Annotated in this window: 19 protein-coding genes; 14 read left to right on the forward strand and 5 right to left on the reverse strand. The window is 44.7% G+C overall.

Annotated features, from left to right (window positions below; all coding sequences use genetic code 11):
• Positions 1 to 13 precede the first annotated feature (13 nt).
• The 4 genes from M0C34_RS01590 (at position 14) to M0C34_RS01605 (ending at position 2,532) form a co-directional block, all read left to right on the forward strand.
• Positions 14 to 763: a metallophosphoesterase family protein gene (locus M0C34_RS01590; protein ID WP_248713920.1), complete on the forward strand. Its 750-nt coding sequence runs from the start codon at positions 14 to 16 to the stop codon at positions 761 to 763.
• Between the two features lie 271 nt (positions 764 to 1,034).
• Positions 1,035 to 1,373: a thioredoxin family protein gene (locus M0C34_RS01595; RefSeq protein WP_248713921.1), complete on the forward strand. Its 339-nt coding sequence runs from the start codon at positions 1,035 to 1,037 to the stop codon at positions 1,371 to 1,373.
• A gap of 70 nt (positions 1,374 to 1,443) precedes the next feature.
• On the forward strand, positions 1,444 to 1,848 hold the full coding sequence (locus tag M0C34_RS01600) for a DUF1801 domain-containing protein (protein WP_248713922.1): 405 nt from the start codon (positions 1,444 to 1,446) through the stop codon (positions 1,846 to 1,848).
• A 207-nt stretch (positions 1,849 to 2,055) separates the two neighbouring features.
• The gene (locus tag M0C34_RS01605) at positions 2,056 to 2,532 is read left to right on the forward strand and encodes a YcxB family protein (RefSeq protein WP_248713923.1); all 477 of its coding nucleotides are present in this window, start codon (positions 2,056 to 2,058) and stop codon (positions 2,530 to 2,532) included.
• A 65-nt stretch (positions 2,533 to 2,597) separates the two neighbouring features.
• On the opposite strand, the gene M0C34_RS01610 is transcribed toward M0C34_RS01605, so the two are convergent.
• Together M0C34_RS01610 and M0C34_RS01615 are read right to left on the reverse strand one after the other, a co-directional pair.
• The gene (locus M0C34_RS01610) at positions 2,598 to 3,410 is read right to left on the reverse strand and encodes a substrate-binding periplasmic protein (protein WP_248713924.1); all 813 of its coding nucleotides are present in this window, start codon (positions 3,408 to 3,410) and stop codon (positions 2,598 to 2,600) included.
• Between the two features lie 200 nt (positions 3,411 to 3,610).
• Positions 3,611 to 4,222: a LysE/ArgO family amino acid transporter gene (locus M0C34_RS01615; RefSeq protein ID WP_248713925.1), complete on the reverse strand. Its 612-nt coding sequence runs from the start codon at positions 4,220 to 4,222 to the stop codon at positions 3,611 to 3,613.
• Positions 4,223 to 4,333: 111 nt separating this feature from the next.
• On the opposite strand from M0C34_RS01615, the gene M0C34_RS01620 reads away from it, so the two are divergent.
• From M0C34_RS01620 to M0C34_RS01650, 7 genes are all read left to right on the forward strand, one after another.
• Positions 4,334 to 5,236, forward strand: coding sequence for a LysR family transcriptional regulator ArgP (locus M0C34_RS01620; protein WP_248713926.1), 903 nt, complete (start codon positions 4,334 to 4,336; stop codon positions 5,234 to 5,236).
• Positions 5,237 to 5,276: 40 nt separating this feature from the next.
• Positions 5,277 to 6,422 carry a glycerate kinase gene (locus M0C34_RS01625; RefSeq protein ID WP_248713927.1) on the forward strand — a complete coding sequence of 382 codons (1,146 nt, stop codon included), beginning with the start codon at positions 5,277 to 5,279 and terminating at the stop codon, positions 6,420 to 6,422.
• Positions 6,423 to 6,473: 51 nt separating this feature from the next.
• Positions 6,474 to 8,459 carry a DNA topoisomerase III gene (locus M0C34_RS01630; RefSeq protein WP_248713928.1) on the forward strand — a complete coding sequence of 662 codons (1,986 nt, stop codon included), beginning with the start codon at positions 6,474 to 6,476 and terminating at the stop codon, positions 8,457 to 8,459.
• A 9-nt stretch (positions 8,460 to 8,468) separates the two neighbouring features.
• Positions 8,469 to 9,272, forward strand: coding sequence for a pentapeptide repeat-containing protein (locus M0C34_RS01635; RefSeq protein WP_248713929.1), 804 nt, complete (start codon positions 8,469 to 8,471; stop codon positions 9,270 to 9,272).
• A 369-nt stretch (positions 9,273 to 9,641) separates the two neighbouring features.
• Entirely contained in the window at positions 9,642 to 10,628 is a 987-nt protein-coding gene (locus M0C34_RS01640; RefSeq protein WP_248713930.1) for a TRAP transporter substrate-binding protein, read from the forward strand.
• 78 nt (positions 10,629 to 10,706) lie between these two features.
• Positions 10,707 to 11,222: a TRAP transporter small permease gene (locus tag M0C34_RS01645; protein WP_248713931.1), complete on the forward strand. Its 516-nt coding sequence runs from the start codon at positions 10,707 to 10,709 to the stop codon at positions 11,220 to 11,222.
• A gap of 27 nt (positions 11,223 to 11,249) precedes the next feature.
• Complete coding sequence (locus M0C34_RS01650; protein ID WP_248713932.1) at positions 11,250 to 12,533, forward strand: TRAP transporter large permease; 1,284 nt, start codon at positions 11,250 to 11,252, stop codon at positions 12,531 to 12,533.
• Between the two features lie 61 nt (positions 12,534 to 12,594).
• Here the strand turns inward: M0C34_RS01650 and M0C34_RS01655 are convergent, their stop codons facing one another.
• Positions 12,595 to 14,160 (reverse strand): AbgT family transporter, encoded by a 1,566-nt coding sequence (locus M0C34_RS01655; RefSeq protein WP_248713933.1) that lies wholly within the window; start codon positions 14,158 to 14,160, stop codon positions 12,595 to 12,597.
• 519 nt (positions 14,161 to 14,679) lie between these two features.
• Here M0C34_RS01655 and M0C34_RS01660 point away from each other — a divergent pair.
• Positions 14,680 to 15,783, forward strand: coding sequence for a GGDEF domain-containing protein (locus M0C34_RS01660; protein ID WP_248713934.1), 1,104 nt, complete (start codon positions 14,680 to 14,682; stop codon positions 15,781 to 15,783).
• Here the strand turns inward: M0C34_RS01660 and M0C34_RS01665 are convergent.
• Complete coding sequence (locus tag M0C34_RS01665; protein WP_248713935.1) at positions 15,780 to 17,150, reverse strand: alpha/beta hydrolase; 1,371 nt, start codon at positions 17,148 to 17,150, stop codon at positions 15,780 to 15,782. The genes M0C34_RS01660 and M0C34_RS01665 overlap by 4 nt on opposite strands.
• 75 nt (positions 17,151 to 17,225) lie before the next feature.
• The gene (locus M0C34_RS01670) at positions 17,226 to 17,972 is read right to left on the reverse strand and encodes a helix-turn-helix domain-containing protein (RefSeq protein ID WP_248713936.1); all 747 of its coding nucleotides are present in this window, start codon (positions 17,970 to 17,972) and stop codon (positions 17,226 to 17,228) included.
• A gap of 113 nt (positions 17,973 to 18,085) precedes the next feature.
• Here M0C34_RS01670 and M0C34_RS01675 point away from each other — a divergent pair, with 113 nt between their 5' ends.
• Positions 18,086 to 18,466 (forward strand): hypothetical protein, encoded by a 381-nt coding sequence (locus M0C34_RS01675; RefSeq protein WP_248713937.1) that lies wholly within the window; start codon positions 18,086 to 18,088, stop codon positions 18,464 to 18,466.
• A gap of 32 nt (positions 18,467 to 18,498) precedes the next feature.
• Complete coding sequence (locus M0C34_RS01680; protein ID WP_248713938.1) at positions 18,499 to 19,305, forward strand: DUF2145 domain-containing protein; 807 nt, start codon at positions 18,499 to 18,501, stop codon at positions 19,303 to 19,305.
• Positions 19,306 to 19,384 lie beyond the last annotated feature (79 nt).

Here is a 19,384-nt window from a genome sequence, read left to right on the forward strand (position 1 = left end):
CAAGGAGAGTTTAGTGGGGAAATTTGCAGTATTGTCTGATATCCATAGCAATGTGTTTGCACTTAAAGCTGTTGTGGATGACGCAAAAGCAAAAGGGGTGACCACTTTTATTAATCTCGGAGATATTCTATATGGCCCAATAGCTCCAAGAGAGACCTACGATTACTTGTTGTCTTTAAATGCTGTAACAATTTCAGGTAATCAAGATCGGCAGATTTATGAGGCGAACAAAGCTGAAATAGACTTAAACCCAACAATGCAATTTATCTTAACTGATTTGGGTAAGTCACCATTAGAATGGATGAAACAGTTACCATTTGATTCGCAAGTAAGCCCTGATATTTATGCGTGTCATGGAACACCTAATGATGATCTTGTGTATTTATTAGAAAATGTAGTGACTGGTAAGCCAGTGGTTCGTGCTGATTGTGAAGTAATAAAATTATTAGATGGTGTATCTTCGCCAATCGTTCTTTGTGGTCATACTCATATCCCAAGGTGTGTCGAATTATCGACCGGACAGATAGTCATTAATCCTGGAAGCGTAGGGCTGCAAGCATACACTGATGATGAGCCGACTATTCACTCTATGCAAAATTATTCATCAAAAGCTTCTTATGCAACATTGCAGAAAAAGTCAGATGGAAAATGGGACATTGTGTTTCATAAAGTGACTTATGATGTTCACGAAGCGACATGTGCAGCTAAAAAGCAAGGCAGAGCAGATTGGGTACACTTTTTGTCCACTGGTCGGTGTTTATAACAAACGACAGTGGTGTTACGTGCAGAGAGTGTGCATGAGGGGGAGCAAGCCCGATGCGCCTTCTTATAATTAATCATGATGTGAAGAATAAAAGCTTAAAGCTTTCACTCGTTGTAAGCGCTTGGGAAATACATGCAGCAAAATAAGGCTAACAACCTTCCACTATGCCGTTCCAAAGTCGCGCGTTAGTCACTATATTTAGTGCAGAGAGAATGGTGATTTTACTCATGTAACTCGCCCTCTTATTTTTATTCAAACTGGTAGAGATAACATGAATGCATGCCAAGTGGGTTTTAACCCAGAGTATCACGAAGAAGCCCCAAGCGAAGAGCAACTAGCAGAACTTACCGCTTATGCGGTGTTAGAATTTGGTGCGCCTTGGTGCGGCCATTGCAAAGCTGCTGCGGCTGCTGTTGAACAGGTATTATCCAACTCAGATTTACCGCATATTAAGGTGTTTGACGGTAAGGGTAAGCGTTTAGGACGTTCGTTTAAGGTGAAACTTTGGCCTACCTTAATTTTGCTAAAAGGTGGCCATGAGATCGCCCGTATAGTAAGGCCAACTAAGGTGAATCAAGTACAGGCGCTGTTGGCGAACATAACAGCATAAGCGCAGTTTGATGTTGCAGAGCCAAAACAAAAAATGAGGGTGGTGCTAAAGTGTGAAGAGTGGGGGCTCAATGGAGCAAGCAGTATTACTCAAGATTAATCAATATCCCGATGAAGTGAGCGCCAAACTTGTTTATCTTAGGGCGTTGATTTTGAATACCGCTGCTGAGCTAGATTTAGGTGAAGTAAACGAAACGCTCAAATGGGGCGAGCCTAGTTTTGCTGTTAAATCTGGCAGCCCAATGCGTATTGACTGGAAGCCGAAAACCCCACACCATTACTATTTGTTCTTTAACTGCCAAACTCGGTTGCTTGATACCTTTCGAGAGTTGTATCGCGACCAGCTAACGTTTCAGGGCAATAGAGCGATAGTGCTAACGCTGGCTGAAGCACTACCCGAAGCCGCCATCAAGCACTGCATAACACTAGCGTTCACTTATCAAAAAGTTAAACACTTGCCACTGTTAGGCGAGTAATCGCTATTCAGCTAAGCAACACGGTTGGCATTATTTGGCTGTTAAGCCAGTATGCTTAAACGTGTTCGGTAAATGGCTGAGTTCGCGGTTTTGTGCAACGTAATGAAGCACGGCTGCTGCATATTGCAGAAATACACTGATTCTCAATGAAATAACATTGAAAACCCTTACAATAAGGCGAATGTTCAGACCCAAGCAGTGGTGGCAATGCAGGCTTATAATACTCAATTTACCTTATCTCGCGCATACCTTGCTGAGTGCTTTGATCAGTCTTTACCCTATGGCAAAAATGCCAAACCCAATTACCTATTTCCGGCGGTATTGTTTGTGGGTGGCGTGGGCTTAGTGTTCTTTACTGAGCAGCCCAAGGTGCTGGGCAACTTGCTAATTGCCATGTCAGTGCTAGAGCTAGTGCATATTCGATTTCGACGCGCTTGGTGGTTAACACGGCAAATGTGGGGAAGAAGTGCTGACAGTGAAGTGAAACTAAGCATCGATGCTGAAGGGGTGAAAACTCAGAACCCTTATACACAAACCACCTTATTATGGGCTGATGTTGAACGGGTAATAGACACTGAGTTAGGGCTAATTTTGGTGGCTAAATCAGGGGCACAGCAGTATCTGTCTAAATCGCTATTCTCTCCTGAGTTAATTAGCGAGATATTGGCTTACAATAAAAATTAAGCTTTGCTTAAATAGGCTGTAGCGTTGCTACTATTCAGCGGCTAATAGCTTGCGGCACTGCGAGTTTATTGCCCGTTATTGTAAGATTTAACTAGCGCCTTATAGTCCGCAGAGGCCCGTATATCTCCCACCGCATTCCAAACACATTCGCTGAGTGTGGTATGCGCTAAATAATACGCTTTAGAAAACATCAAATAGCCGTGTTTTGATTGGAGCGGCGGCTGTTGAGCCTTTATTTGACGAGCTAGTAGCGGATCTAGGGCAATTACGGCTTCAACGTTCCCATCTATCGCGACCATACCGTCCACGCGCTTGGCTGCTAGCATGTCTAGCATTTGTGATTCGTCGGTTAACTCAACGGGGTCCAAATTATGACTTTTGACAATGTCTACGCCAGCCGAACCTCGTTCTACTGCGATTTTCCTTTCCGCTCCACTTATTTTTTTACCGTCCCAGCTTAAGTCGCTGTTTTTATGGGTGAATAGTAGGTAAGAATAGCCTCTAATTGCCCGATAGGTATCTGGCTTACCGTTTTTCATAGGGTAAGCCCCATAGACTGCTCGCTCTGCTTTATAGCTAGAAGAAAAGGCCGCATCTGCACCGCCATGTTCAACCAATGCCAGCGCTCTTTTCCAAGGCACTATCAAAAAATTTATATCGGCATGGCACCGCTCACCCGCTTGCAATAATAACTGGGCTCGATAACCGGGCCGCTTTGCTAACTGCTGTTGGTGATTGAAAAAGGGGCCGGCTGCGCTCCCCGCTGCGGGAGTGGTGGCAATAACGATCGATTGATTGTCTTGTGAGGCGCTAGAAAATGACATAAGGGACAAAGCAATACACACTGCGCTAACAGTGATATCTGGTATACCTTTCATTGACTATTCCTTTTGCTTGCTTAATCAAGAAATTTGGCAGAGCCGAAGCAATGCTGCATTATCCCTAATAATTAGCTTAACTATAGTACTTATAATATCACCTTGATACAGAACACTCGCTAGCGATCTTTGAGGAGGGAGTGACTGATAGTTTAGTGGCGTGTTCTAGCTTTACTTGGCGTTAGCGTGCGTTGTTGCGTCTAAGCAAATACAAATTTAAGTAAGTAGATGGCTAGCCCAAACATCATCACTCCAATAAGAGAATCAATGATTTGCTGGGCGCGAGGTTTAGCTAACCAAGGAGCGAGCTTGGCGCCTAACAAGGCTAAACTAAAAAACCAAGCAAACGAGGCGCTAATACCTCCAGCCACAAATAATGGCCGCTGTTCTGCGCTAATGTTGGCGGCAAAACCGCCTAAAATCACAATAGTGTCGATGTACACATGGGGGTTTAAAAAGGTAAAGGCGCAGCAGGCTAATATAATTGCCTTTAGCTCATGTTTTGCTTCTCCTTGCTCTAAGCTGCTTTCGCCTTTCCACGCTCTTACCAAGCATTGGTAGCCGTACACCATCATAAACGCTGCCCCTAATACGCTAATGGTATAGAGCAACCATGGGTAAGCACTAAATAGTTTGGCGCCTCCCCATACTCCTATACACATAAAAAACACATCGGCCATCGAGCACATACCCGCTACCAACAAATGGTGGCGACGGCGAATACCTTGGTTTAATACAAATGCGTTTTGCATACCAATAGGCATGATCAGAGTGGCCATTAGGGTGAGGCCGGTAAAGTAACTGCTAAACATGGTGTCGCTGATTAACTAAATGATGACAGGACTATAGCCAGTGTTTCTGCTTTAATAAAACTAATAAAATTAATGCATAATAAGTTTTCCTTATGTGTAATGGGAGTAGTGATGGCCTTTCCTGATTTTGATTACAAGTTACTTAAAGCCTTAGATGCGGTGGTGAGTGAGCAAAGCTTTGAACGGGCAGCTAAGCGCCTGCACCTCACCCAGTCGGCAGTTTCACAGCGGATTAAGTTACTAGAAAGCCAGTTAGGACAACCTTTGTTGATTCGTGGTCAACCTTTACATCCCAGCCCTTTGGGACAACAATTATTAGGCCATTATCAACGCGTCATTCAGCTTGAAACAGAGTTAAGCAATCAGCTTAATGTCGATGAACAGCAGGCTCAATCGCTGCCACTGGCGGTAAATGCAGACAGTTTGGCTAGTTGGTTAATTCCGGCGTTAAGCCCACTATTGCAACAGCAGCGGGTTGAAATGAATTTATACGTAGAGGATGAATCTCGCACTTGGCAGCGTATGCGCAGCGGTGAAGCCTTGGCGTGCGTTACCAGTAAAGCAACACCCATTGCTGGGAGCGATAGTCATTTTTTGGGTTATATGGAGTATTTATGTGTGGCGACACCAGCATTTATCGAACGCTTTTTTGCCAATGGGGTGGATAGACAAAGCCTCAGCCGCGCTCCGGGTATGTCGTTTGATCAACACGATGATATGCATATTCAGTTTTTACTAGAGCATTTTTCTTTACGCCCCGGTCAGTACCCTTGCCATACAGTACGTTCATCTGAAGCCTTTATGGAACTTGCTTTGGCTAGTGGTGCTTATAGCTTAAACCCACGCTTGCATGTGGCTAAGCATTTAGCCGATGGAAGCCTAGTGAATTTGGTACCAGAACATCAAGTTAGAGTGCCGCTATACTGGCATCATTGGCAATTAGCAGGTAAGTTAATGAGACAGCTAAGCGAACAAATACGCACCTATACACAAACTTGCTTACCGCAACTATAAGCTGCTAGCGGGATGCTTGATGACTGACTAAGGAAAGCCGATGAAAATTGTGATAGCCCCTGATTCATTTAAAGAAAGCCTTAGTGCCATGGAAGCGGCCGATATGATTGAGCAAGGTTTTAAGGACGTTTTTCCCGATGCCACTTATAAAAAAGTGCCATTAGCCGATGGTGGAGAAGGTACTGTACAAGCAATGGTGGATGCTACTGGCGGGCAAATAATGCCTGTGTTGGTAGCGGGACCACGTGGTAATCAAGTCGAAGCTTTTTTTGGTGTGCTGGGCGACAAGCAAACGGCAGTGATAGAAATGGCCGCGGCCTCGGGGCTACATTTGGTTGACCACGCGCTGCGTGATCCGCGAAAAACCTCTAGTTATGGCACCGGCGAGCTGATTAGTGCCGCCTTAGATGCAGGGGCGAGTAAGCTGATTATTGGTCTAGGCGGCAGTGCCACCAATGATGCTGGTGTGGGCATGTTACAAGCCTTGGGGGCGAGCTTTGTTGACCAGTTTAATAAGCCTTTAAAACGCGGTGGTGGCGAGCTGATTGACCTGGCTTCAATTGATATTTCGGGGCTTGATCCGCGCCTAGCCGAGGTAGACATTGAAGTGGCTTGTGACGTTGACAATCCACTATGTGGTGAACAAGGTGCCAGTGCCATTTTTGGTCCTCAAAAAGGCGCTACACCCGAAATGATTAAACAACTCGACGCCGCTTTAGGCCGTTTTGCTTCGATTGTCTTTAGCCAATTTGGTATAGATATTATGCATACCGCTGGCAGTGGTGCTGCGGGTGGCATGGGCGCGGGTTTATTGGCCTTTTTACAGGCAGAGCTGCGCCCGGGGGTGCAGATCGTGACCGATGCGGTTGATTTGGCTGCCAGTGTCGAAGGTGCTGATTTGCTTATCACCGGTGAAGGGCGCATCGATAGTCAAACCATTGCCGGTAAAACGCCCTATGGTGCGGCGCAAATTGCCATGCAATATAATGTGCCAGTGATTGCCTTAGCGGGGGCTATGTTGCCAGGGTATGAGGTCGTACACGAGCACGGTATTGATGCGGTATTTTCTATTGTGCCGGGCACCTGCGACCTAGAACAAGCTTTAATTGAAGCGGAACAAAACTTATTTGTTTGTGCCCGAAATGTGGCGGCAACCCTTAAACTGAGCAAACAAATATTTGGCTAAGCACCGTTGTGTGGCTACAATGGCTGTATAAAAAAACAGGTGTTGTAGCTAGTGCGTCTTTATATTGCAGAAAAACCCAGCCTTGCTCGTGCTATTGCGGCAGTCTTACCTAAACCTCAGCAAAAACAGAATGGTTTTATTCAGTTGGCCAATGGCGACTGCGTCACTTGGTGTATTGGCCACTTATTAGAGCAAGCTGAGCCTGAGCATTACGACGCCCGTTTTAAGCAATGGCGTATGGAACACTTACCTATTCTGCCAGAGCAGTGGCAGTGGAAAGCCAAAAGCAAAACCGCATCTCAGTTGCGGGTGATTAAAGGTTTAATTAAGCAAGCCAGTAGTTTAGTGCACGCCGGTGACCCCGATCGTGAAGGGCAGTTACTGGTCGATTTAGTGATTGAGCACTGCAAAGCCAAACTAAGCCTTAAGCAACAATGCCAACGGGTATTGCTTAGCGATCTCAACCCTGCCGCGGTGGCGCGAGCCTTAAAACAGCTTCAATCTAACCAAGAATTTAGTGCGCTGTCTACCTCAGCTTTGGCGCGTTCTCGCGCCGATTGGTTATATGGCATTAACCTCACCCGTGCTTATACCTTAAAGGGCCAGCAACAAGGGTATTCAGGGGTATTATCGGTAGGCCGGGTGCAAACACCTATTTTAGGTTTGGTGGTGCGTAGAGACCAAGAGATCGCTGAATTTGTCAGCCGACCCTTTTATCAAGTTGAAGCCAAACTGCATACTGAACTGGCTGAGTCATTTAGCGCCATGTGGCAGCCCAGTGAAGCCTGCGAGCCCTACCAAGATGAAGACGGCCGAGTATTAAGTCGGCCGTTAGCCGAGCATGTCGCTAAGCGAATCACCCTGCAAGCCGCTGTAGTTACCCGCCTAAAACAGCAAGACAAACAGCAAGCGCCACCGCTGCCATACAATTTGTCTAGCTTGCAAATTGACGCGGCAAAACGCTTTGCCTATAGCGCAAAGCAGGTGCTTGATATTTGTCAGGCCTTGTATGAGCGACATACGCTTATTACTTATCCACGTTCCGATAGCCGCTATTTACCCAAGCAGCACCACCGCGATGCGCCTCAGGTTTTAGCGGCGATTAAAGCCAATAGCCAAGATTTGGCGAAAGCCTGCTCTAACGCAGACCCTAGTCTGCGCAGTAAAGCTTGGAATGACGCCAAAGTAGATGCTCACCACGCGATTATTCCTACCGAAAAATATTATGCAGCCGCTAAGCTGGGTGAAGCTGAACGGCGTATTTACCAGCTGATTGCTCGCCAGTATATCGCTCAGTTTTATCCGCATTATCGCTACGCGCATACAGAAGCGATGATCAGCATTGCTGATGGCTTGTTTAAGGCGAGTGCTAATCAAATTCAAGACTTAGGCTGGAAGGTACTATTTCCGCAGAAGAAGTCAGCCGATGAGCAAGCTTTGTTACCCGCCTTAAAAGAAGGCCAAAGCCTGCACTGCAGTGAAGGGGTGGTGTTAGATAAACACACTCAGCCACCTAAAGCTTTTACCGATGCGACGTTGCTAAGCGCTATGACGGGTATTGCTCGATTTGTAAAAGATCCCGCTTTAAAAGCGGTGCTGAAAGAAACCGATGGCTTGGGGACGGAGGCAACTCGTGCAGGGATTATTGAATTATTGTTTAAGCGCGGCTTTTTGTTCCGTCAAAGTAAGCACATTTATGCCAGTGATAGTGGCAAGGCGCTCGTGAACGCTTTACCTGCCATCTGTACTTGGCCTGATATGACTGCACAGTGGGAGATGCAACTAGACGCGATTAGCCAGCGTAAGCAAAGCTACGGACAATTTATGCAAGGTATGCAGGGCCAGCTCAACACGCTTGTTGAGCAAAGTACCAGTGTAAACGCGCAAGCTTTTGCTGGTATCGCTGCGCCAGCCAGTAAAAAACGCTACCGTAAAGCCAAAAGCAGCGCCGTTAGCGGTAAAACCAAGGCTTTAGCCAGTAGTGTCAAAGCGAAGGCTAAGCCCAAATCTCGTGGGCGTAAGCTTACTAATCAATGAGTAAGATAAATGACAGAGTGTGAACAAGGCAACATTGAATTATTAGCCCATCAAGCGCCGATTGAGTCGTATTTAGATCTCGATGATAGCGAATTTTTGATTGAGAGGCGTTGTTTTGCTGATCTTGATTGGGCGATGGTTGAACAAGCACATTTGCTGTTCAAGCACTGTACGTTTATTGATTGTGACTTCAGTGAAGCCAAGCTAAACGAGACTCGCTTTGAACATTGTCAGCTCCATCACTGTGATTTCAGTGGCGCGGATTTGAACGCTAGTCAGTTTATTCATTGCAGTTTGTATGATCGCAAACGTCAGCGGAGTTGCGATTTTAGCACTGCTGATTTAAGCCATGCAGAATTTAAGGGCTGTGATATATCTACCGCTAACTTTAGCCGCAGCGAGATGTTTGATGTGTCTATAGATAAGTGTCACGCTCAAGGCTGCCGCTTTGAGTTCGCTGATTTTTCGAAAGCGATCAGTCGAAAGGTTATTGTTAGTTCAGCGCATTTACTCGATAGCAATTTTAGCTTGAGTGACTTTGAAGGCGTTAACTTAGCTAAGTGTAACTTGTCGGGCTGCAATTTAAATGAGGTGGTGTTAACCAGTGCTAACTTGGAAGGCGCCAACCTCACTAATACTCAATTTTCGCCGAGTTGTTATCAAGGCTTACAGCTGTTTCAAGCCGACTTACGCAATGCCGATATTTCAGGGATAAACCTTGGCAGTATTGATTTTAGTGGGGTGAAAATCTTTAATTGGCAAATGGTCGGCTTAATGGAACAGTTGGGTATTGTGGTATTTCCTGATAATTGATTTTAGTTTAGTGATACTGAAAGAGCGGCTTGCGCCCTTTTAAGGAACGGTGGAATAGGGTGAACAAGCACCTTATTTGACTTTTTTGTCACTACCTTCGCCTTATAACTCATAAAGTATTACAATTTTGAGGTGAAGATCTAACTTTGTAGGCTTTTTTCTCTTAAGCCCTATAGCCTTTAGTATATTTGATGGCTTTGTGGCATTTCTTTTATAAAAATAAATCCTTTCTTGCAGAAAAACCCATCTTTAGCAATATTGTATTATCAATACGAGCAGTTGAGTGGTCGCTACGTGTTTATGTCAGCTACCTGAGCAGAGAGTCTTCAGGTGAGTACGCTTTAATTAAGGATAATTAGGAGACGTTACATGAGCCAGATTAAACAAGCGGTGTTTTCATTAACTGCTATTGCATTGTTAGCGGGGGCTTCACTTTCAGTACAAGCTACAGAATGGAAAGGTTGGAACATTCACAAGGCTGGCTATCCCAATACTGAGGGCATGGACAAATTTGCTGAGTTAGTGGAGCAAAAATCTAACGGTGATTTTACCATAAAAATGTATCACTCGGGGGTGCTAGGTAATCAACCTGATGCCATTGAACAGGTACGTATTGGTGGCTTAGAAATTGGCAACTTCAGCTTAGGCCCAATTGGTCCGATTGTTCAAGAAGCTAACGTATTGTCGTTACCTTTTGTATTTAATGATGTAGACCATATGCACCGAGCGATGGACGGTGAGGTTGGTGAACAAATAAATGCCGCAATGGAGAAGAAAGGGCTCATTAGTTTAGCCTGGTATGACGCCGGCGCTCGTTCTTTCTATAATTCTAAGAAACCGATTACCAGTCCCGCTGATGTGCAAGGCATGAAGGTTAGGGTGATGAACAACGATTTGTATTCAGGCATGGTGTCTGCCCTGGGCGGGAATCCTTCTCCTATTGCCTATTCTGAAGTTTACCAGTCACTCAAAACGGGCGTGGTAGATGGTGCTGAAAATGGTTGGCCTGAGTATGAGTCAATGGGGCACTTTGAAGTAGCGGGCTTTTACTCTTTATCACAACATTTAATCATTCCTCAGTGCTTGTGCGTAAATGCTGGTGCCTACCGTAAATTGTCTGAAGCTGAGCAAATCATGCTGAAAGAAGCTGCTGCTGAGTCGGCTCAAGTGCAGCGAGATTTATGGGCCGCTAGGGAAGAATTTAGCCGAAATAAAGTGCTGGAGTCTGGTATTAAGTTGAATGACATTCCGAATAAAGCTGAGTTTCAACAAGCAATGCAACCAGTATACGATGAGTACTTAGGTGACAACCCTGAGCTCAAGCCTTTAGTTATGTTAATTCAAAATACCAAATAAGCTGATGAGATTAGCCGCAAACTGCATGGCAGTTTGTGGCTATTTTTTTGGTTTGAGTAGGTAGATATCGAGGTGCTCATGGCAAATCTAAATTCTGAGCTAAAACTCTCAAAATATGACCAATTTTTAGACCTGCTATGCCGAATTAGCCTAGTTATTGCGGGCTCGGCCTTGGTGCTGTTAACGGTTATTTTTGGTTGGTTGGTATTTGGGCGATACGTACTAAATTCAACGCCCACTTGGGTAGAGCAATTATCACTGCTATTGGTGGTGCTGATAAGTTTTCTGGGAGCCTCGGTGGGGATCCATAAAAGCACCCACTTAGGAGTATCGTTTTTTCGAGAGCGCAGCCCGCGCTGGTTACAAAACATTTTTGAGTTGATTTCATTGTTATCTCTGAGCATTTTTGGCGCGGTGATGATGGTGAACAGCTATCAGTTGGTGATATTCAAATGGGGCTCGGATATTCCTCTGTTAGGCATTCCTGAGGGAGTGCGCGCAATTCCTATTATGTTGTGTGGAGGCTTAACCATGCTCTATTCAATTGGTCATTTAATTCATCTATTCAAGCGGTTTCGCTCAGATACGAAATAGCAGCGTTTCGAACTAAGGATTGGTTTCATGGGTTTGTTTATTTTGATGGCGGTGTTTGCCATAGGTGTAGTGATTGGTACACCCGTTGCCTTTGCCTTGGGCATTGCCGCGGTTTCAGCATTTTTTTATGAAGGCTTGCCGATGCTGATTGCGTTTCAGCGGATTACAGCAGGCATCAGTGTGTTTTCACTAATGGCTATTCCATTTTTTATCTTTGCTGGCGAATTGATGTTTCACGGTGGCATTGCAGTGCGTTTAGTGCGTTTTGCTTCGTCGGCAGTTGGGGCTGTGCGAGGCGGCTTAGGGGTCGTTAATGTCATGTCTTCGATGTTATTTGGAGGGATATCAGGTTCGGCTGTCGCTGATATTTCGGCCTTAGGGTCGATTCTAATTCCGGTCATGAAAGAGAAAGGCTACGACGAAGACTATGCAGTTAATGTGACGGTTACCTCCTCGATCGCGGGTATTATGATCCCTCCCAGTCACAATATGATTTTGTACGCAGTGGCAGCTGGTGGTGGTATATCCATCTCGCAGTTATTTTTGGCTGGAGTCGTTCCTGGCGTATTGATGTGTATTTGTTTGGCGGTAGCCGCCTATATTGTGGCGGTGAAGCGGGGTTATAAAGCCGAGAAATTTCCCGGTTTCATGGTGCTATTCATACATTTTGTTTCGGCGCTTCCAGGCTTGTTAACCGCTGTAATTATTGTTGGTGGAGTGTTGTCTGGGGTATTTACCGTTACAGAGTCTGGCGCTTTTGGCACCATTTACGCGGTGTTGGTTACGGTGCTGGTTTATCGCGCGTTAACCTGGGAGAAGTTTAAAACGGCAGTGATTAATTCTGTAAAAACTACTTCTATGGTAATGGTCTTGATTGCCTGTGCAGCAGCTTTTGCCTATATGCTGACTTACTTTCAAGTGCCGAGCAAAATGATCGATTTTTTGCATGGGGTTTCTGATAACCCGATTGTTATTATCTTGATGATCAATGCGATGTTGTTAGTTCTAGGCATGGTTATGGATATGGCAGCACTGATTTTAATTTGTACGCCGATATTTTTGCCTGTTGCTCAATCCTTGGGAATTGACCCGCTGCAGTTTGGTATGATTTTAATGATGAACTTAGGGTTGGGTTTATGTACTCCACCGGTGGGGGCTTGCTTGTTTGTCGGCTGTGCCGTAGGCAAAGTCCCTATTGAAGTAGCGGTAAAAACCATATGGCCATTCTATATCGCCATCTTCATGGCCTTATTACTCACCACATTTGTACCTGCAGTGTCGTTAAGCTTGCCTTATTGGTTGGCGGGGTGACGCAGAAAGTGAAATAAAAAACGCGCCGTTCGGCGCGTTTTTAGTTTTATCTCTGTACTACTTATAGCGGCGCAGGGTAAACGTAACTTGCTCCCAAACCTAGCGGCAAGCCTAAGCTCCAATAGGCCAATAGGAAGAAGGTCCAGAAAATCGCCAGTGCGATGGAGTAAGGAATCATGGTTGCTACCAAGGTTCCAATACCCATATTCTTAGCATACTTCTGACAGAACACGACCACCAATGGGAAGTAAGGCATCAACGGGGTAATGATGTTTGAGCTAGAATCACCGATACGGTAAGCCGCTTGCACTAAATCTGGCGAAATTTCCATTTGCATTAACATCGGCACCAATACCGGTGAAATGAGCGCCCATTTGGCTGACGATGAGCCCACAAATAGATTGATCAGAACCACTAATGCAATCATACCAATAATGGTGGCAGGCGCTGCCATACCAATGGCTTGTAGTAAGTTAGCCCCTTTCACCGCCATTAATACACCAATGTTTGATTGACCAAAAGCCCATACAAACATTGAACAGAAAAATGCCATTACAATATAGTGGCCCATGGTTTCCATGGTTTTGGACATGGCTGCCACGACATCGTTTGAATTTTTGAAGCTGCCGTTTAGGTAGCCAAATATCACCCCTGGAATGACAAAAAAGATGAAGATTAGCGGTACGATAATTTGCATCATCGGTGCGCTAAAGCTAGTGAGGGAGCCTTGAGCATCACGAAGAGAGGATGATTCTCCCCAGGCCGCAAATACTAACAAGCCGATCAACGCTAGCATGGCTAGACTGGCAATACGAAAGGCAAAGGTTTCCTGTTTAGAGGTGCTGTGCATGTCTGAAGCCACTTCCAGATCATCGGAAATAGGGCTGTTTTTTAACAAACGAGGCTCAACAATCTTATCGGTGATATACCAGATAGTCGCCACAATTGGTAGACAAGAAGCGGAAGCAAAGAACCAGTTATTAAGCGGGTTTACTTGCATTTCTGGATTGTATAATTGCGCCGAACTCTGGGTAAAGCTTTGTAGTAAAGGATCTAGCCCTGAGGGAATGAAGTTAGCGCAGAAACCACCAGATACACCAGCAAAGGCTGCAGTGATACCTGCAATTGGGTGGCGGCCTACAGCGTGGAAAATAACCCCAGCTAAAGGAATAACCACAACATAACCGGCATCGGTAGCAACACTAGAAATAACACCAATTAATACTACCGCAGGGGTAATCATTTTGGCTGGGGTTACTTTTAGCATCGCTTTTAATGCCGCATTAATGTAGCCAGAACGTTCGGCAACACCAACACCCAGTACCGCCACCAACACTACACCTAAGGGAGCAAAGCTAGTGAAGATTTTCACCATACTCGTCATCCATGTGGTCAGCCACTCGGCGCTCATTAGGTTGTTAATGACGATGGTTTCGCTACTACGGGGGTCTATTTCACTAAAGTTGACGTTGGACAGTGCTGCGGAGAGTAGCCAAACGAAAAACATGAGGCCGAGGAAAAGCATGGCGGGATCAGGTAGCTTATTACCAACACGTTCAATGGCGTCTAAAAAGCGCGCGATCCCCCCTTTTTTGGGTAGCGCATCGCTGGTGGTGGAAGAACTCATATATACCTCTAGTTATTGCTAAACTCTTCGGTTTAGTTATCTTGGTTGTGATTGATCAATTGAGTAAAAAACAAACTCATCTACTCAGGGTAGTTTATTTGGCTGTTATTCTCTTTGATTTAAGTTAATAAAACCTATTTATGCCAATTATAAGGTTAAAAGAGTTGCGGTTGCTATGTTTTCTATGAATCCGTGTGAATTATATTAGTTTCCAGCACCGCCGACGCTAATATTTTATGTTAGCGAAGGACCCGCTGCTGGTGGTGTTTTCTGATCGGCTTGGTAGCCAAAATGATATTTTAACAAAGTATTTCTAATTATATGTATATTTATCAACCTTATTGAGTTTTTTGTGTTTAGGTGTTGGGCGCTTTCTAGTAAGCTCTGTACAGATTTTTAAACTTGGTAGCTAACTAGCAGTTTGTGGAAAACAAAATTGCTAAGCTTGATGTTGCTTTCACAAGTATATCGATAGGTTGTTGGAGACAAGGATTGTTTGACAAAATAAAGAGCGGGGGCTTGTTTCAGCCCTTTAACGAAGACCAGCATCTACTGCTGCAAGATTTGGCTTTTCCTCAAACTAAACGCCTCACTTATGTGGTGAGTGTTGTTTACCTATTGGTGAGTATTTCGCATTTTTTTGTATTAAATTCCGGCCTTGATAAATCAATTTTGATTTCTTTAGGTTTGTTTTCTAGCTTAGCTATCTTTGCTAGCGCCCATTATTTACCGCGGTTTATGAACCCCGCTACTTCCGCTATGCATCTGGTGGTGGTGCTAGCAATGTTACTTAATACCCTTACTCATATGTATTTGAGCAATAACCTGTGGCAAAGCAGTACGCTTATGTTGGTGATTGTCGCCTTAGGCGGCTTTATGGTTGAGCGGCGCTTATTGTTATTATCTTTGTTTAGTGGCTTGGTGATTTGGGCCAGTATGGTGATGCACATGAATATGCATAGTGATACTCGATTGCTGGTGCATTGCAGCTTTGGTCTAGGTATGAGCGTAATGGTGTCATTGTTGCTGTTTAGCCATCGCGTGGGTGTGTTTAGTCAATTGGTGGAGCAACGCAAGCAATTGCAATATGTCGCCGATGTAGACCAATTAAGTTTATGTTTACGCCGCCATGCCTTTGATATTAAAGCTGAAGCTCTGTTGTCTGAGAGTGACAAAAAAGCCTTTTCGGTGCTCTATTGTGACCTTGATTATTTCAAATTGCTTAATGATGGCATGGGCCATTCGGCGGGCGATGAAGCGTTGCAACGATTTGGCCAACTGTTATTAACCCTGGCCAAGCCGCAACAATTAGTCGTGGGCCGAATGGGAGGGGAAGAATTTGTATTGGCTGGTTGTATTGGAGAAGAGCAAGCCGCTCAGCTGGCCGAACAAATAGTGCAAAATTTAGAGCAATTAATGATTCCTCATCCCGAATCATTAAGCTCTATGTATCTTACCTGCAGTATTGGCGTGGCCAGCTCGGCGGTTAACCACGACTTCTCATCATTATGTAAATATGCTGACAAGGCCTTATATATTGCCAAACATAGCGGCCGAAACCAGCATCAAGTACATAACCATTATCAGTTGCCTGAAGGCTTAAAAATGCCGGTTGTCGCTTAACTGCCGCTAGTGTTAGCAATGAATAGCTGAATACTGCTCAGCATTTGTTGATAGTAAGGGTTGTAAGTTAAGCGTTGTATACCTGGGTATTGCGCTAAGTTCGCTTCGGTTTTTTCGCCTTTTACCGCCTTAGAGCCTTGTTTACATTGTTGGTAAAGTGTTAAGTCACTGAGATAATGGCTACAGTTTCTGTAGTGGCCATTTTCACCATAATGCGGGTTGCTGGGAGCGTTAATAGTGGCGGTATGAGCCACCTGCTTGATGGCAGAACATGAAGCCGTGGTACAGTGCGGGATCTCTAGCTGAAGCTGATCAACAATGCTCGCGGGGATCTGTGACTTATCACCGTAATATACCAAGTGGTTTTGTTGACCGGGTTGCTGCCATTTTTCTAATATTTCCAGTGTTGCTTGAGTATCAATGGTTTGATCGTATTGGCTAGCAACGACCAATATGGGCACCTTAGGTAAGTGTTTAGCCTTGGCAATTTGTTTGTTTAACTGCTTCATCAAGCTATTGACTTGGGCGCCAGCGTTATAAGGAAAAGATTCATACTTAGCAAAATCAATATCGCCTTCTTTATCCAGCCAAGTACTTACCCAACTGACGTATTTTGCCATCCAAGCTAAACCGCTACTGGCTTTAGATGCTGGCGACCAAAGCATCACTCCTTGTATCTGCTGGGCATTGTTTTGGTTATTGATTAAATGGCTTAGGATCAAAGCTCCGCCGGTAGAAAACCCGCCCAAATACACCTGCTGGTAATCATCAATCGTGCGCTTGATAGCATAGTCAGCTGCTTGCTGCCATTGTTGGTACTTTAGCTCAACCAAATCTGAAGGCGCGGTACCATGGCCTGGTAATAATAAAGTTCTTACATCAAAGCCTTGCTGGTAAAACTGCCAAGCTAAATCATGGAAGTGAAAGGGTGAATCGGTCAAACCATGAATCAGCAAAATGGCTTTGTGGTTATTGGGATGGCGCAACTCAAAGGGAGCAATTAGTTGAATTACCTTTGGTGTGCCTAACCATTGTTGCTGTTTCGCCAGCAATTGGTAGCTCTGAGTTGAAATAGGACAAGCCATCATTGCGCGAGGGTTACGCTGAGCAATCAGTGTTTCAGCATAGTTTAGGTAGTCTTGATAACTTTGTTCTGAAGAGTACGAAAAACTCGCTGGGATTTGAGCTAGCGCCTGGCGATAAGGAGCTTGTTCGATGTATTGCTCAATGATTGTGTGTTGCGAATTAATGTTCACGCAGTTTTCTTGCGCTGTGGCGGCCTGAGCGAATGTACTCACGGCTCCCAAACTCATGATCAGGCAAAGCTTGCCAAAATATTGCTCAGTGAGCTGCTTTAAACGCTGCATTACTAATCCCTTAATATGGTATTTCACCTTGTAGCGGTGAGGTATATAACGTGTGTGGATGAATCCTAGCACTGGTTAGGCGGTGTTGGGTTCTCTGGCTAAGCTTTCAAAAATTGAGATTTCCCAAGGGCGCAAAGCCAATAATAAACCGGTATGGCGACGTTTCTCTAATGGTAGAGAGGCGTCTTGATGGTTCAAAGTAGCGGCTTCTTTAGTGAGTTGGTTGAGCTTACGACGAATGATTTCAATGGAGCTTTGAGAATAGTGTCCACGTAGATAAAAGCGAAAGCTGTCATCATCATTAAATCGAGAGTTCATAAACTCGGTCAGTACGATTTTTTCCATGAAGCGTTCCAAAGGGCCGTTGGATATCCAGCGGAAATCTTGGGCAATAAGCAGCTTATAGGCATTATTTGGCAGTAGTTGAATCATTTTTAGCTTATCTAAGCGCGCCAATAGGCGAATGCCTTCGTGCTCACTGATGGCATATTTGCTAATAATTTCCTTGAAAGTCCAAGAGTCGCGCACACAAACTGCGACCAAAAATAATTTATGGTCGTCGATCAACTCTTGCTCTTGCTCTCTGGTAAGGTGAGTGAGCTTTTCTTTTTCTTGGTCGGCCAATAGAAATAAATCAATCAAATTAAGATCGACCACGTGGCACATATCTTCAAGCCGCTCCAGCGAAAAGCTGTTGGTTGAAAACATCCTCTTAATATTAGCTTCACTCATATTTAGCCGTTCAGCAATGTCTTTATAGGTTAAACCTTGCTGACGGAAAACTTGCTTAAGGGTGTCGCGGATCTGCTTTAACTGGCTCATGGTATACAAATACTATACTTGGTGTTTATTCATAATATACATATTACAACGGCGTTTACACTTAAAATCCCAGACTTTATGGTTATTGCGAACTTAACCAAGAGGGACAAATTATGAAACTATGGAAATCACTGTTAATCACGTCTATTGCACTCACTAGCTTGAATACATTCGCTGCAGAGTCAGGTCAAAATTTTAATCAATCAGCTAAACATTCTACCTTGGCGGGTTCTACTGGACTAAAAGGGAGTGGTCAAGTAGCAGTGAGTGCAGTAACTACCCCAGTAATGATAGCCGGAGGAATCAGTGCGAACGTCGGAAGTGCCGCCGCTCAAAGTGGCGCTGATAGTGGTCCTGTAGGTATCTCTATTATAGTGCCGGCTGCCTCAGTTGCGGTGCCTGGCAGTATGGTTGCCGCCAGTGCTGCAGAAGTCGCTAACTCGGTAGATGCACCTGTACCATTTGAAATTGGTGAGTTAATCGTTATCCGCTAAGCCATTGATTACTAACTATAAGGATATTGACCATGAAACCATTTAAACAACTACTCATGCTTGCTTCTATTACTTTGTTCAGTGCGTGTTGTTCTGCGGGCAGTGCACCAGTCGAGGACGCAAAACATCAGCCTGAGGCGATTGCTAAGTTTTCTAAAGATGTTGAGAAATACGCCGCCAAGCAGCGTGCCAATGTATTTATTATTGGCCGAGTAGGGCGACCACAAAAAGACTTGCCTGAAGGCGTTCAATTTACTCACACAGCCTTAGCGGTGTATTCAAATATTACTTTAGATTCCGGGGAGAGCACCAAAGGTTATGCCATCTATAACCTCTACCAAAATCAGGGTGACCTTGGCCATAGCAGCTTAGTCACAGATTATCCGGTGGATTTCTTCTGGGGGGCCGATAGCCTTAAAGCGGGTATTATTGTACCGAAGCCCGAAGTACAAGCTGGCTTGTTGGCGCTAATCCAAAATGGCGGCAACCATGTCGTACACAACAGCAATTACTCGGTACTGGCCAATCCTTTTAACGGGCAATATCAAAATTGTACAGAACATACTTTAGATATGCTAAATGCCGCTATTTTTAACACCACTGACCGCGAAGAGCTGAAATGGTTGGCCAAATCAGATTTTACGCCACAGCCGGTAAAGGTGAGCCGTTTCAAATTGTTTATGGGTGGCTTGTTTCTTGATGACGTCACCACTAAAGACCACCAAGGCAAGCCACAAACGGCTACTTTTACCAGTATAGCTCGCTACTTAAACGACAAAGATTTATTACAACATTCGGTGGTGCTTTACCAACACAACGCGTCTCAAGCACTTTTATAATTCGCCTAGATTACACCACCGCTATGCTGCTTAAGCGTTCCGTTGGCTAAAAGCAGATTGCGATACCCTATTTATTAAT

The organism is Agarivorans sp. TSD2052 (genome assembly GCF_023238625.1).
Classification (GTDB): Bacteria; Pseudomonadota; Gammaproteobacteria; order Enterobacterales; family Celerinatantimonadaceae; genus Agarivorans.

Coding starts and splice junctions, on each gene's coding strand:
- M0C34_RS01675 (WP_248713937.1), top strand. CDS start 18,086: ATGAAACTATGGAAATCACTGTTAATCACGTCTATTGCACTCACTAGC.
- M0C34_RS01600 (WP_248713922.1), top strand. CDS start 1,444: ATGGAGCAAGCAGTATTACTCAAGATTAATCAATATCCCGATGAAGTG.
- M0C34_RS01625 (WP_248713927.1), top strand. CDS start 5,277: ATGAAAATTGTGATAGCCCCTGATTCATTTAAAGAAAGCCTTAGTGCC.
- M0C34_RS01655 (WP_248713933.1), bottom strand. CDS start 14,160: ATGAGTTCTTCCACCACCAGCGATGCGCTACCCAAAAAAGGGGGGATC.
- M0C34_RS01610 (WP_248713924.1), bottom strand. CDS start 3,410: ATGAAAGGTATACCAGATATCACTGTTAGCGCAGTGTGTATTGCTTTG.
- M0C34_RS01620 (WP_248713926.1), top strand. CDS start 4,334: ATGGCCTTTCCTGATTTTGATTACAAGTTACTTAAAGCCTTAGATGCG.
- M0C34_RS01640 (WP_248713930.1), top strand. CDS start 9,642: ATGAGCCAGATTAAACAAGCGGTGTTTTCATTAACTGCTATTGCATTG.
- M0C34_RS01650 (WP_248713932.1), top strand. CDS start 11,250: ATGGGTTTGTTTATTTTGATGGCGGTGTTTGCCATAGGTGTAGTGATT.
- M0C34_RS01645 (WP_248713931.1), top strand. CDS start 10,707: ATGGCAAATCTAAATTCTGAGCTAAAACTCTCAAAATATGACCAATTT.
- M0C34_RS01680 (WP_248713938.1), top strand. CDS start 18,499: ATGAAACCATTTAAACAACTACTCATGCTTGCTTCTATTACTTTGTTC.
- M0C34_RS01665 (WP_248713935.1), bottom strand. CDS start 17,150: ATGCAGCGTTTAAAGCAGCTCACTGAGCAATATTTTGGCAAGCTTTGC.
- M0C34_RS01635 (WP_248713929.1), top strand. CDS start 8,469: ATGACAGAGTGTGAACAAGGCAACATTGAATTATTAGCCCATCAAGCG.
- M0C34_RS01595 (WP_248713921.1), top strand. CDS start 1,035: ATGAATGCATGCCAAGTGGGTTTTAACCCAGAGTATCACGAAGAAGCC.
- M0C34_RS01615 (WP_248713925.1), bottom strand. CDS start 4,222: ATGTTTAGCAGTTACTTTACCGGCCTCACCCTAATGGCCACTCTGATC.
- M0C34_RS01605 (WP_248713923.1), top strand. CDS start 2,056: ATGCAGGCTTATAATACTCAATTTACCTTATCTCGCGCATACCTTGCT.
- M0C34_RS01670 (WP_248713936.1), bottom strand. CDS start 17,972: ATGAGCCAGTTAAAGCAGATCCGCGACACCCTTAAGCAAGTTTTCCGT.